Origin of the sequence: Novosphingobium pentaromativorans US6-1, assembly GCF_000767465.1 — a bacterium.
Lineage (GTDB): Bacteria > Pseudomonadota > Alphaproteobacteria > Sphingomonadales > Sphingomonadaceae > Novosphingobium > Novosphingobium pentaromativorans.
In genome coordinates this window covers 1075396-1087628 of the sequence record NZ_CP009291.1, presented here as the reverse complement: position 1 = coordinate 1087628, position 12233 = coordinate 1075396, and the positions used below count along the sequence as shown (strand labels likewise).

Sequence of the window (12233 nt, the reverse complement as noted above, 5' to 3'; positions counted from 1 at the left end):
TACGGAGCACAGCTCATGGGCAAAGGGCCAAAGTCCCACCACGTCGTACCAAATCCAAACGGCGGATGGGACGTGAAACGGGGTGGAGCAGGACGCGCGAGCGTACATGCGGACACCAAGCGGGAAGCTATCGATCGGGGTCGCGAGATCAGCCGCAATCAGGGCACCGAATTCCGCATCCACAATAAGGATGGCCGCATCGCCAGCAGCGACAGCCATGGCAACGATCCCAATCCGCCAAAGGGCTGATTGCGGTCAACAATGGAAGCGCAGCCTGTGATGCTGCGGAGAGTGAGGTAGAATGGCCTGGAATCAGGAACGTGCAGCACTACGCATCCAGCGGTTCAAAGAGACCGTTCCGCAAGGTGAAATTGTCGTCGAGGATTTTGCCCGGTATCTGGGTGAAAGGCGACTTCTGAAGGCGAGCGGCGGGCTTACCGACGATAAGCTCGCAATTCTTCGTGTACCCCGCAACCGCGCCATCACAACGCACGGTGCGCATATCTATGCGAACCTCATCGATTTCAACGGTGTCCTTGAAGACGCTGGCATTGAGACCGAAGCGAGCCATCGGCGCGCTTTGGAATTCCTGCATACACACTACAGTGCCTGCGACAGCCTTATCGATGAATTCGAAATCCAGCGCGTCGATTTCCACGGCTCACGTCTCCATGCTGTCGTGCTCACCCCCGAAGGGCGAGAGAACGAACCGGAGCGCATTCGCAAGGCAATCTCTTTTGCAGCGGCATTTCGCCAGATGGTCGAACGCCTCGGCAACGATTTCCCCGAGTTTCAAACGGCGGTGGGGGTCGGCATAGACAGCGGCCCGGCGGTGGCAATCGATAGCGGCAAGCGTGACGAGCCCGACCCCCTTTTCATCGGTAGCCCTGCAAACCATGCGGCCAAGCTCGCTGACGGAGACGAAGAAGGCATCTTTCTCAGCAATCGTGTGCAGCACGCGAGAGACCAGAACGCGCCAACTTCCTTCACCGCTCTGGCAAAGGCCGTGGAAACAGGATTTCTGCAAGAGGGCGTCAGTGCCCGAGGCCAGACATTCGATGCCGACACGCGTCTGGCGAAAGCCTATATTGATTTTGAAACTCAGATGAAGCGCCGCGAATATCCCGAGCAGGCTTCAGATGCAGCCTTCCGCTTTCACCATAAGGAACCGCCGCTCAAGGACATCGTGTTTGCCGAGCATCCCCCCAGCAACGCGATACGCATGCCACTGGCCTCGATATTCGCAGACATCGACGGTTTCACTGCCTATGTGGATCACGCCATCCAGACCGGAAATGTAGCTGAAGCCGTTGCCAATCTGCATGTGCTCCGCGCCGAGATGGCTGCTGTGCTGCGGGAAGATTTTGGGGGCCGCAAAGTGCGTTTCGTCGGCGATTGTGTGCACGGACTTCTCGCAGAGGGAAATTCTCGCGAGACCAACGCGATGGATTCCATCCGTGCCTCAGTGAACGCGGCAGGTGGTATTCGTTCCTCCTTCGATCTTTGCAAGATGGCCTTGCCAGGTATCGCGGGCCTCGGCCTTGCCATCGGCATCGACTTCGGCCCGACACCAATCTGCCGCATCGGGCTTCGCGGTGCGGCCAGCGTCAGGACTGCGACAAGCCGCGCCACCTGCGTTTCGGAGAACGAACAGCGCCGGTGCACAGGAACGGAAACCGCGATAGGCGAGAAGGCCTATGCGGTTGCGCCTGCCGCCGTTCGGCAAATCTTTGGGAGTGAGCGCGTCATTTCCAACATGGATTATGATGCGTCGGCAATGCTTCTGGGAACAATGGCATCGCCTTACGTTTCGTCTGTGCAGGCGGAGCCGATGCGCGCGCACGCACCCGAGCCAATGAGGGCACATGCGAAGCTGTGAGTGGCCATGCCATCCCGTCATTTAGAAGGCAAATGCCCCGCCTGGTTTTCGATAGAAACATCGTCGTCGCTGTTTCTTGTAGGCACAGCGTATGTGCCCGGCACTCTCTGGTCGGGCTCCGGCGTCAAATTGCACATACAGGGATATTCGACGCTCAGCGTTAGGGAAGAATCTCCCGGCACAAAATTCCCGGCCCGTTGTCCCGAACGCCACATACAACGCGATCAGACCTTTTGTCTGGGCCTGCATACTCTCGAAGTGGTATCGGACGAGACGGCCATTCAATGGTGGGAGCAACTAAGACAGTACCTTTGCTGCCAGTCGATTGCCGAAAAGACAGGTATCTGGCCGCCAGCGCACGCGCTCGACCATGGCGGTGCAGGCGAATGGCACGAAAAGGCGCTCATCGCGGCACGCGAGCTTGGCTTTGAAGAGGAATACGCCGCCGCCTATCTGGGCGAGCCCTCATGGATCACCGATCCCAATCTTCGTTTTTTCGACAAGAAGGGCAACCCGATCAACGGTCGGGCGCCATGCCCAAGAGGGTGCAAGCACAAAAGTCGTCGCAAGTGGCCGATTGTGCGCAAGGATTGCAAGAAGCGGACGCTAATGCTGGAACTTGTCTCTTGTGAGCAGAAGAGGAAGTTTCATCTTGAAAAATACTGGCAGGATGCCCGCGCTTTGGGCGAAACTTGTTGCGGTAAAATGAAGTTGTGCGGATTACGCTGAAAGGATTGGAGAATACTATGGGCGCATTGCTGGATAGATTTAGTGGAGACGAAAAAAAAGGTAGGCTCATAGAAGCGGTTTGCGGCCAGGATTTGGTCGCGAATGACAAGGACCTTGCCGAACAGATTGTTGCCGCCGGGGTGTTGCAGGAAATTGCCGATGGCGATGTCATCATCAAGCAAGGCGACTGGGACGACGACCTGTTTCTCATTCTTGCCGGAAAGATGCAGATCACCATCAACGGGCGTCCGCAGACGGTACGCGAGGCTGGTACGCATGTAGGGGAGCTTACTGGTACATCCCCAGCGCGGCCTCGCACGGCTACCGTTTCGGCGATCGGCGAGGCGCTAGTACTTCGCCTCAAGCGCACTGTGCTGGATGAGATTACACGCGATAGCCCTGCCTATTTGAAGCGGATGCTTGATGTGGTCGCAGGACGGCTTGACGAGCGAAACAAGGGCATTGGGCAAACAAATGACATTCCTAGAATTTTCGTGATTTCGTCATCTGAGAAGATCGGTGTCGCGAATGAAATCGTGCGAAATCTCGATTCCAAGGAAATTGCAGTTCAACTGTGGGATAAAGGGACATTCGGCATTTCCGATTATCCCATAAGCTCGCTGATGGACGCGATTGAATCGTCCGACTTCACGATTGCCGTTGTCGGTGCGGATGACACCCTCACCATGCGAGGCGAAACCCATCAAGTTGCTCGTGACAATGTCCATCTCGAATTTGGGATTTCTCTCGGTGTGCTGGGGCGTCGGCGATCAATGCTTCTGGTTTGCGCCGATGACGGCGTTCGTCTGCCGAGCGATGCCGCAGGTTTGACCACGTTGCGATATCGGACCGGCTCCGACGATGAAATGAAGCGCACGGTGCGCAACGCCTGCATCGAAGCGAAGGAGCACATTGAAAAGGAAGGCGTGTTCACCGACAGGCGCGCCCGCTGATTGCTTGATGTGAGGTCCGAATGTCTTCTTTCGTCGATACGTTGAGCGATTCCGTCGATGACATTTTTTCCGTCGCCTGGGATGAGCGCGAGGGTCGTACCGTGCCGGATTCCGACAGCGTGACGCTCCGCAACGGTGCCGTGAAGCTCGATGCTGTGTTCCTCTACGCCGATTTGGCTGGATCGTCTCGCCTTGCCCGCGTTTGCCAATGGCAAACGACGGCGAAGATTATCCGGGCCTATCTTGACGTTGCCACCCGCCTCATCAGGGCCTGGGGCGGAGAGATTCGCAGCTTCGACGGTGATCGCGTGATGGGGGTCTTTATCGGAGACACGCCAAACAGCAACGCTGCGAACTGCGCGAGAGAGATAGACTACGTCGTTGAAAAGATCATCGCGCCGAAAGCACGGGAAAAATTTAAATCCGTGCGCGACAACGACTTGCAAATCACCCACTGCGTAGGGATCGACGTGGGTGTGGCCCGCGCCGTTCGCGCTGGCATCAGAAATAATAACGATCTCATTTGGATAGGAAAAGCACCGGCATTCTCGGCCAAGCTTTCCGATGTGCGGAACTATCCGTGGTGCGTCTATATTTCCTCGCGTTCGTATAAGAAGCTCACTGATAGCGCGAAATACGATGGCGACGGCAAAGATATGTGGGTCGGTGTCGAACGCACAGTCGGCGACGTTAAAGAAACTGTCTACAAGACCAAGGTGATCAGAAAACCTTGATGCCCGTGGCAGTCCGACTATTGCCGCATTGCAAATTCCCGTTTCGCCCTCGACTACCTGCCGATTAATGCCGCGCCCTTGCGGGCCGTGCTCTCGTGAACCGCGCCAGCCCTTGGCCGTCACGCCAGTCGAGTGTCCGGACCGTCCCCAACACTCGCCATGCGAGAGGAGAGAGCCCTACTTATGGTAGGAGCCCATCGGCGTCTGTCGAATTTCCTGTCCCCTGACACTGTTTCTGCTATGTTCTCAAGAGAGGCGAGATGAATGCGATCATGACTAAATTCGATATCGATGCAGCAGAGTCACAGCGCCCAAAATGTTGGGAGGGCTTCTCGGAACTCGATCAAGCGATCCGTGACAATCGCCTGATGGAGTATCGGATCAAGAAGTCCTGGGCCGACCCTTGGGGCGGAAGCTCACAATTGTCGGTGTGACCGTTATCTTGGCGGTGTTCTTGTTCCTGGCAGGTGCCTCGTTCGGGCTCTGGTGATTGGGCTGTAGATCACCATTCCTTCACTTCATCGGCAGACTCCGCGCTCGCACCCTGTGCGCCCTTGGTAACCGCATCAAGGCGGCCTCTGGGTCCGCGGATCCGTTGGCGACCGGCATCCTGAGCGCGCAGCACTTCGTCGTGAATAGTGCCTGGGTTCACCTGCGGCACGCTTCCTGAACTCCCTCCACCGATTTGGGCTCGACTGCGGACATATCCCGGTCCTGAGACTGTCGGGCGAGAGATTGGTTGCCCTGACGTCAGTACGAGCCTGTCCTCGATCCCGTCGCGCAGCTGTTCCGCGTAGCTTTCGATGAATTTGCCCTGCAGCGCCTGACCTTCCGGACTGAGCTGAAACGTCAGGTCGTCGAACCGGACATTGCCGTAGAAGTCGCGATTGCGTTCGATTTCGACCAAGCCCCATTCGCGGTAGGCCTGTGACAGGTTGAGGCTGCCTGCGGCGCTGTTGCCTTCGAAGAACGACGCTTGGCTTTCAAGGCGATTTGCCAGTTCTTCAGCCCGCCGCGCTTCGCGGCTGTAACTCTGCGCCTCGGTTAGCGAAGCGTTCATGCCGCTCGCGGTCGACGAAATCGAGGAACTCGACGAGGTGCTGACGCTGCGAACAAACCCGTCGCGCGTGCTCGACCAGTTCCGGCTGTCCGACATCTGTGCGAGGCTGCCGAAGATGCGTGAGCGGTCCTCGGAAGCGATGCCGATATCGCTGTCGGTCCATGTGCGGGTACCGCCAGCTTTCGCTCCTACGTTTGCCGAAAGAACACCATTAGTAACGCCAGCATTTGCGCCAGCTTCGCCCCCAAGGAACCAAGCGGTCGAAATGTCGTCAGCAGCCCTTCGCGACAGGCCGAACTGACGCTGGAGGTTTGTCGATGCCTGGTCGACCTCGTTGAAGGCGGTCTGGATGCTGTCGGAGTTGGATGTGCCGGTTGTGCTCTCGAAAGCCGATCCGCGGCTGAATTGGCTGCGCAGCTCCCGGAACTTCGTGACCGCGCTGGTGGTCGATTCCGTCGCAATGTTCGCATAGCTCTCGCTGTTTGAGCGGGCTTGCGATGCCATCGTCGACAGGCGCGAGGTGAACTCCTGTCCGAGGCTGGGCGTGAAGGGATAGCTCGAGTTCGGAAGCTGGTCATAGCTGGCTTCGGGGAAACTCGTCGTCATCGAGCCCGTATCGCTGAACGTGCGGGTCTGCGCCGCGCCATAGGTGAAGCTTGGTGCGATTGTCCCTTGTGCGAACTGACGCGTCAGAACGCTCGAATTCTCAAAGCTCGTATTGCCCAGCGAGACGTTGCCTGTGCTTGCCTCGCGCGCCGCTTCCTCGGCAGCGTTCTGGCTCGGATTGAGATAGCTTGTCGCATGGTGCGAAATCGCCATGGCGCCCTTGGCCACGCCGCCGGCCAGAAACGGCACCGAGGCGATGAGATAGCCTGCGAGCAGCCCGATATCGCTGTTCACATCGGCCATGCCGGTGAAGCTCGCGAGGCTCAGGCCATTGCTTCCAGCAACCGCGCTCATGTCCGAGGCCCCCTTGTACATCAGCATCATGTGCAGGATTACGAACAGTGGTCCCCAGGCCGCCAGGTAGAAGAAGCCTGTCACATAGCCCTTGAGTGCCAGCGGCCCGGTCTTGGGCAGCAGGAACAGCGGGAAGAGGACCGGAAACAGGGCGTAGAACAGCACGGTCAGCACAACATTCAAGAGCGGTACCCATTTCATCGCGTTGCTGGCAATCGAGCCATAGGTCCGCTCGGTCTGGATATCGGCGCGCGTCTGGGCGTAGACGTCGATGTTGCCCGCGCCGCTCGTGGCCGCCATTGAATGCATGGCCTGGCTCATCGCGTTGATCGTCAGCGTCTGCTTGAAGATCTCGGTCGCATTGGCCGAGACCCCGGTGAGGTACTGGTAAGCCACCGGCAGGTCAGCAAAAAGCTTGGCCTTGGCGAGGGCGGCGGTCTGGTTGGGATAGAGCTGGCGTCCGAAGACCGTCCCCATGCCGTCGATCAAACCGGCCCACTGCGCGTTCAGCGCATCATAGGCTTCGCGGCAGGTGATGATATTGGATGTCACCTGACCGGTCCCGGTGTCGCGGGTCAGGAAGCGCTGGGCCCGCGCCTGACTGCCGGGCGCAATGGTCGTCCAGATGTCGCTGGTCTCGGCGAGCTCCTTCATCGAATAGCGGCCAAGCAGCACGTCGTAGAAGACGCATTGCCGGAAGTGCTCGTCGAGATTGGCCGCAAATTCCGGGTCGGAAATGCGCAAGGAGCGCGTGGCATCGTAGAGCCGTGCGCCATAGATCATGCCATTCTTCGAGTAGTTGAGATCGCCCGGCAGCCCGAACACCACCTCGGCCGAGCCAGTCAGGTAGTCGCCGACCTGGCTCGTGAAGCTCGCCATCAGTGCAAGCCCCAGCGGCACATTGCTGACATTGGCGGGAGCGAGACTGGGGTTAAGCCGGTCGGTCACATGGACGTCGAGCCGCGGCACCATCAGGCAGGAATAGATCAGCGTCGCGCCCAGGAACCAGTTGATCCAGGCCCGCCAGTCCTGATTGAACGCCAGCGTAATGGCGGAGAGGCCAAGCCCCATGACCATGACGACCTGCAGGAGGCTCTTGTAGCCCCCACTGCCCGTCCAGGCGGCGACCGCCTGAAAGACATTGACCAGGTAGTCGCCGCCGCCAACTGTGAAAATCTCGACCATGATGCTGGGCTCCCGCCGCTTTCGGCGCGATGAAAGGGATCAGTGGGTAAGGGCGCGCGACTGCACACCGCGCGACCAGTCGAGCGAGGCGGCCATGCCCGGCGACATCGAGGCGGCGAGCACGTTCTCGATGAACGCGGTTTTCTCGATGATCTGCATGATGGCATTGACCTTCAAATGCGTGTTCGCCTGCCTGTCGGCGAGTGCCTGCCTGACGACATTCACCTGGCCCTGCCACATCGCGATCTTGGCCTCGTCCGCGCCGATGAAGCTCGACATCGAGCGGCCCGCTTCGCTGACGATCCGGTCGAGGACGGCGAAGAGAAGATCGACGCTCGCGATCTCCGCCAGTGTCTCGCGATCGTCGGTCGGCATGCCGCGGCCATAGGCCGCCTGGACCGTCAGGATCTTGTAGAGCGGGATCGAAGCGACCTGGAGCAGCTCTTTCTGTGCATCGGTGATCGCGGTATCCTCATGGATCGCCTGGATCATGCCGGCAATCAGGGCCGCAACGCGCGGGCGCAGCGCCTTGGACGCGGGAAGGCTGAGCGACTTGAAGCCTGGATCAAGGCACTTGTCCGGCTCGTCGCAGTCGAAGATCAGGACGTTCCCGTTGCTCGTCCCATCGAGCAGAGAAGTGACCAGCGTCGAGGACGCTTCCCCGACGATCGGCACGAACTTGCCCGGCTCATCATCCCTGGGCGGGACATAGATGATCGTGCCGAGCAGCGTCATTGCATATTCGGCGAGTTCCTCGTCGAAGGTGCCATTCGGCGAGAAGAACGCGGACTTCTTGAGGATCGTCCAGGTGTAGTTTCTCGCCACGGCGGGATTGACGTCGTCATATTTGCCCGAACCCTGCGCCGTCGTGCTCGACCGCTGGCCCTTGGTGCCGCACCCGTGCTTGGCGGCTGCATAGTCGGTGAAGATGCCTTCCGAATTGCCGATCGCTTCGCAGATGGCCTTGTCGGCCAGATCGCCCTTGGGCCAGATGCCGCCCACCAGCCCCTGCGCCATTTCGCAGGAGTTAATGTTGAGGTTGTTCATGAGCTGAGCCTTCTGGCTGAACTCCTGCATGATCTTCGAGCATTCCGGGCAAACTGTGTCGATCGCCAGGCTGAAAGCAAAGCCGACCGCATTGTTGGCGACAGCCTTCAGCATCGCGACGATCTCGCTCGCGTTGATGAAGCTGAAGGATCCGGCGAAGATGTCGATTCCGCCGCAGCCCGCACGGGCGCGCGGCAATTGCAGATTGGCGATGTTGGTCGTCTTCTGCGGGAAGCGCGTCCAGACGTTGCCGAGGCTGTAATAGCCTGCCGACTGACCCTCGAACGCGGTTGGCCCGTTGACGTTGGCGGCGCCGCCAACATCATTGAGGAACGAATCCATCGAACTGCCGACATCGGCCGATGCACTCGTAAGGGGTAGGGTGGCCGCGAGGATCGCGGCGACGGCACGTTTCATCCTAGTAGTCACGTCCGGCTTCCTTCGATGTGAGGAGGTAAATGCGGTCCTGAAGCTCGTCGGCACTCATCACGCCGTAGCCGATCGGGATGGGCTGGCCCTTGGCGGCATCCCAGAGCACCACCGCCGGCGTGACCTTGGGCTCGAGCCCCATGCGGCTGCGCTGATTGGTCTCGACCGTGTAATTCGGGAAATGGCGTGAGGGGCCGCCGTCGGTCGAAATCGCGCGCACCGCGATGTGCCAGGTCGAAGCGACGCTCTGGACGATCGGCGACATGACTTCGCAGGCGCCGCAGCTCTGGGCGAAGAAGTAGAACAGCCCGTAGCGTTCAGAGATCTGCGCCATCACCGCATTGCGTTCGGCATTGCGCGAGTCCTGCCACTGGCGCTTGCCAAGCGTCGAGACTGGCCGCTGGAGCGTGTAGTCGAGATCAGGATCCTGCCAGATCGCCCGCTGCCAGACATCGCTGAATAGCGATGCCCGGTCGAGCTGGGCGCGCTGGAAGCGGATATAGGCCGTCACATTGGCCGGCGTCGGCTCAAGGATCGCCTTGGCTTTCAGTTCGCGCAGATTTGCGGTGATGGCATCGAGCTGGCTCGTCGCACTCGGAGCAGGCTCGGATGTCTCCTCCTGCCCTTCGGGCGGCTTGGGCCTGGTGCAATAGAACCAGTAACCAAGGCGTCGCTCCTCGCAGTAGAAGCTGTCCTGGCTGTCGCTGGTCGTGACCAGCGGCGGTTCCTGCCCGCGTGCCGGAGCACTGAGCGCGGGCGCAACAGCGGTGAGCGAGAGGAAGGCGGCAAGCAGCCGCCGGGCGGCCTTATTGGCTGGCGCGGGCATAATAGTCCTCGATTTTCTGCTGGATTTCGGTGGCGGCCTGGAGCTCGTCGGGCAGGCGCGCGGCGTCGGTGAATTCGGCGTAGACCTCGCTAAAATCCATCTTCGAGAGATCGAGCCGCGAAAACTCGTCGATGGTAAAGCCAAGGCACTGCTCGGTCTTGGGCTTGCCCCAGGGCTTGTTCAGCTGCTGGCGGCCCTGCTCCTGCAGGATCCGCGAGAGCTTGGATTCAAAGCAGCAATAGACCTTCTTCTTGGTGAGGCAGACGCCCAGGAAGCTGTCCGAGCAATAGGTCCCGACATAAGCGCACAGACCTTGCGCATCGCGCTGGTGAAGCAGCATTTCCTCGCGGCTGCAGCCGAGAGCGACAAGCAGCTGGATACCCGGAATGAGCGGGAAACCCTTGCCCTTGCAGCAATTGAGCACGCCGAAGACCTTGGACGAGCAGCTATTGCGCGTGCCCTTAAACAGGGTGAGCGTGTCGGGATCGAACTCGCGCCGTGCCTGATCCATCGCGTTGAGCGCGACAACCGCGTCCTTGAACTCGTCATTGGCCTCGCGCTCGATCGTCTCACACGAGCCATCGATGCAATAGACGTCGCCGTCGCAGATGAACTGGCTGGTATCGGCAGGCTGGTCCGGGACCGGGCAATCATAGACCCGCTCCCAGGTCCGACAGGGCTCACCCGAAAGGCAGTCTTCGCGCACCAGCGAGCAGCCGGGCGTGCTTTCCAGCGTCTGGCAGTCCTGGGCTTGCGTAAGTTCGGCGCAGGTATAGCTGCTTGACCATGCCCAGCAGGGCTGGGTGACCGCGATGCCATCGACGATCCGGGTGACGGGATCGCTGTCGGTGCAGGTCTCGGTGTCCTGCTGGCATGAATTGTCCGCAGCAAGGCTCGCGCACTGGCTTTCATCGCGGCTCGTCGTGACGACGTTCTCGCCGGTCACGGTGTAGGGCGTCGCGCCATCGATCGGCGCGGTGCAGCTCACGAGATCGACGCGCAGGTCGCCCGAGTTGCAGCCCCAGTAGATGCCGAGATAGGGATCGCACAGATTGATCGGATAGGACTGCGTGACCGTGCACTGCGGCGCCGGGTAGCGATTGCAATTGTAGATCGACGCCGGATCGACGCCGCTCCCGCCGACGCAGTAGTAGCCATAGACCTGCCGCTGCTCGATCGTGGCATTCAGCGTCACCGGGCAGGATCTGGTCTCTTGGGTTGCGGTATAGCCGACATTGCAGGTCGCCATGTAGCGCGCTGCGGTGCCGGTTCCCGGAGGCAGGGGGACGCAGCGGCCCTGGCTCCCGCTGATGCTCATGCCGCTCGTGTAGGAGAGCGGATCGTCGTTGATGACATTGCTGCGCGCGACAACCGCGTCGAGGTCCTGGGGCGCGAACTGCGCACGGCGATCCATCGAATCGCGCATGGTCCGGTAGCCGGTGTTCGCCGTTGCCTGGCTCGCGGCTTCACGCGCCATCCGGTCGGGATCGTCGAAATAGCCCGACTGGTTCGGCACTCCCCCGAAATTGGGAACGCGGTTTGCATCCGGGTCGGTCGTCGCCGCGCTCTGCGCAGCGGCCGCCTGATCGCGCCCGAACGCCTTGCCGTCTGCCTTGGCGGCATCGCTCGTGGTTTGGGCCGAGACGCTTGCCGGCAGACAGGCGCAGGCGAGATAGAGAAGGGGAAGGAGAAGCCGCTTCATGGGTCACTCCGTTGCAGGCGGGCAAGATGCTGGGAGGCGAGGAGGGCGCCGGGACCACCGCCTTGCGCGAAGGTTTCGAGCGCATAGGACACGCTGACATTGCCGCTCATCCGGTCGTGGGGCGGAACCTGGGTCCGGCACTCGAAGCCATCGCAGAGATCGAAATCGCTGCTGCTCACCACATAGGTGGGGACCGCCTCGATCCCGAAGGCGCGAAACAGGCGCGGATCGATGCCGACCGCGTCGAGCTTGCCGCCGTCCGCTGCGACTCTCGCGAGCGCCGCAGTCAGGGTCTTGGCGCTGCCTCCTGGCAGCCCGCGAAGCACGACCACACCGCCTGCACGGGCGACGTCGTCCGCCATGGTGCGCAAGGCCGCCGGCGGCATCGAGAGCGAAGCGAAGGCGATGAAGCGGGGTGCTTCACCCAAGCCCTCGCTGGCCATGGTGCCCGCGTCGGCCACCATCTTGTCGAAGTCGAAGACGTCCTCGCTTTCTGGCCGCGCGGTTCTTGCCGCCTGCTCGGTGTAGCGCTTGCCGTGCGCCTGGGCTTCGGCGGCGCTGGCATTGGCTTGGCTAAGGACCGCTTCGGCGCGCGCGCGGGCACTGGCGGCAAGCGCATCGACTTCGCTCGCCTCGACCTTGGCGCGGGCGCGTATCGCTTCGAGATCGAGCTCTGGCTCGCTCGTCTGCGCTGCGGCTCCCGCCATGGCGGCGGCGCAAGTGATAGAC

General features: G+C 60.6%; 10 protein-coding genes and 1 pseudogene. 6 read left to right on the top strand and 5 right to left on the bottom strand.

The features are described 5' to 3' along the window. Positions 1-15 precede the first annotated feature (15 nt). The 6 genes and pseudogenes from JI59_RS05015 (at position 16) to JI59_RS04990 (ending at position 4785) form a co-directional block, all read left to right on the top strand. Positions 16-249, top strand: coding sequence for a DUF2188 domain-containing protein (locus JI59_RS05015; protein ID WP_038575574.1), 234 nt, complete (start codon positions 16-18; stop codon positions 247-249). Positions 250-301: 52 nt separating this feature from the next. Further along, the gene (locus JI59_RS05010) at positions 302-1879 is read left to right on the top strand and encodes an adenylate/guanylate cyclase domain-containing protein (protein WP_007013876.1); all 1578 of its coding nucleotides are present in this window, start codon (positions 302-304) and stop codon (positions 1877-1879) included. A gap of 6 nt (positions 1880-1885) precedes the next feature. Further along, the gene (locus JI59_RS26685; RefSeq protein WP_337999250.1) at positions 1886-2608 is read left to right on the top strand and encodes an E2 domain-containing protein; all 723 of its coding nucleotides are present in this window, start codon (positions 1886-1888) and stop codon (positions 2606-2608) included. Positions 2609-2625: 17 nt separating this feature from the next. Next, the gene (locus JI59_RS05000) at positions 2626-3561 is read left to right on the top strand and encodes a TIR domain-containing protein (protein WP_081473994.1); all 936 of its coding nucleotides are present in this window, start codon (positions 2626-2628) and stop codon (positions 3559-3561) included. Between the two features lie 20 nt (positions 3562-3581). Continuing rightward, on the top strand, positions 3582-4295 hold the full coding sequence (locus JI59_RS04995) for an adenylate/guanylate cyclase domain-containing protein (RefSeq protein ID WP_007013879.1): 714 nt from the start codon (positions 3582-3584) through the stop codon (positions 4293-4295). A 260-nt stretch (positions 4296-4555) separates the two neighbouring features. Continuing rightward, positions 4556-4785: pseudogene (locus JI59_RS04990) on the top strand (hypothetical protein). Positions 4786-4797: 12 nt separating this feature from the next. Here JI59_RS04990 and JI59_RS04985 read toward each other — a convergent pair. The 5 genes from JI59_RS04985 to trbC are packed head-to-tail and all read right to left on the bottom strand — an operon-like array spanning position 4798 to position 12211. Then, the gene (locus tag JI59_RS04985) at positions 4798-7500 is read right to left on the bottom strand and encodes a conjugal transfer protein TraG N-terminal domain-containing protein (protein WP_007013881.1); all 2703 of its coding nucleotides are present in this window, start codon (positions 7498-7500) and stop codon (positions 4798-4800) included. Between the two features lie 39 nt (positions 7501-7539). Then, positions 7540-8964, bottom strand: a complete 1425-nt coding sequence (locus JI59_RS04980) for a conjugal transfer protein TraH (RefSeq protein ID WP_007013882.1) — start codon at positions 8962-8964, stop codon at positions 7540-7542. A gap of 1 nt (position 8965) precedes the next feature. Beyond that, entirely contained in the window at positions 8966-9802 is an 837-nt protein-coding gene (locus tag JI59_RS04975; protein WP_007013883.1) for a conjugal transfer protein TraF, read from the bottom strand. Then, a complete protein-coding gene (locus JI59_RS04970; protein WP_007013884.1) occupies positions 9783-11504 on the bottom strand; it encodes a conjugal transfer protein TraN in 1722 nt (573 codons plus the stop codon). The genes JI59_RS04975 and JI59_RS04970 overlap by 20 nt, the downstream gene beginning before the upstream one ends. Beyond that, positions 11501-12211 (bottom strand): type-F conjugative transfer system pilin assembly protein TrbC, encoded by a 711-nt coding sequence (gene trbC / locus JI59_RS04965; RefSeq protein ID WP_007013885.1) that lies wholly within the window; start codon positions 12209-12211, stop codon positions 11501-11503. The genes JI59_RS04970 and trbC overlap by 4 nt, the downstream gene beginning before the upstream one ends. Positions 12212-12233 lie beyond the last annotated feature (22 nt).

Coding starts and splice junctions, on each gene's coding strand:
- JI59_RS04970 (WP_007013884.1), bottom strand. CDS start 11,504: ATGAAGCGGCTTCTCCTTCCCCTTCTCTATCTCGCCTGCGCCTGTCTG.
- JI59_RS04980 (WP_007013882.1), bottom strand. CDS start 8,964: ATGAAACGTGCCGTCGCCGCGATCCTCGCGGCCACCCTACCCCTTACG.
- JI59_RS04995 (WP_007013879.1), top strand. CDS start 3,582: ATGTCTTCTTTCGTCGATACGTTGAGCGATTCCGTCGATGACATTTTT.
- JI59_RS05015 (WP_038575574.1), top strand. CDS start 16: ATGGGCAAAGGGCCAAAGTCCCACCACGTCGTACCAAATCCAAACGGC.
- JI59_RS05000 (WP_081473994.1), top strand. CDS start 2,626: ATGGGCGCATTGCTGGATAGATTTAGTGGAGACGAAAAAAAAGGTAGG.
- JI59_RS04985 (WP_007013881.1), bottom strand. CDS start 7,500: ATGGTCGAGATTTTCACAGTTGGCGGCGGCGACTACCTGGTCAATGTC.
- JI59_RS04975 (WP_007013883.1), bottom strand. CDS start 9,802: ATGCCCGCGCCAGCCAATAAGGCCGCCCGGCGGCTGCTTGCCGCCTTC.
- trbC (WP_007013885.1), bottom strand. CDS start 12,211: ATGGCGGGAGCCGCAGCGCAGACGAGCGAGCCAGAGCTCGATCTCGAA.
- JI59_RS26685 (WP_337999250.1), top strand. CDS start 1,886: ATGCCATCCCGTCATTTAGAAGGCAAATGCCCCGCCTGGTTTTCGATA.
- JI59_RS05010 (WP_007013876.1), top strand. CDS start 302: ATGGCCTGGAATCAGGAACGTGCAGCACTACGCATCCAGCGGTTCAAA.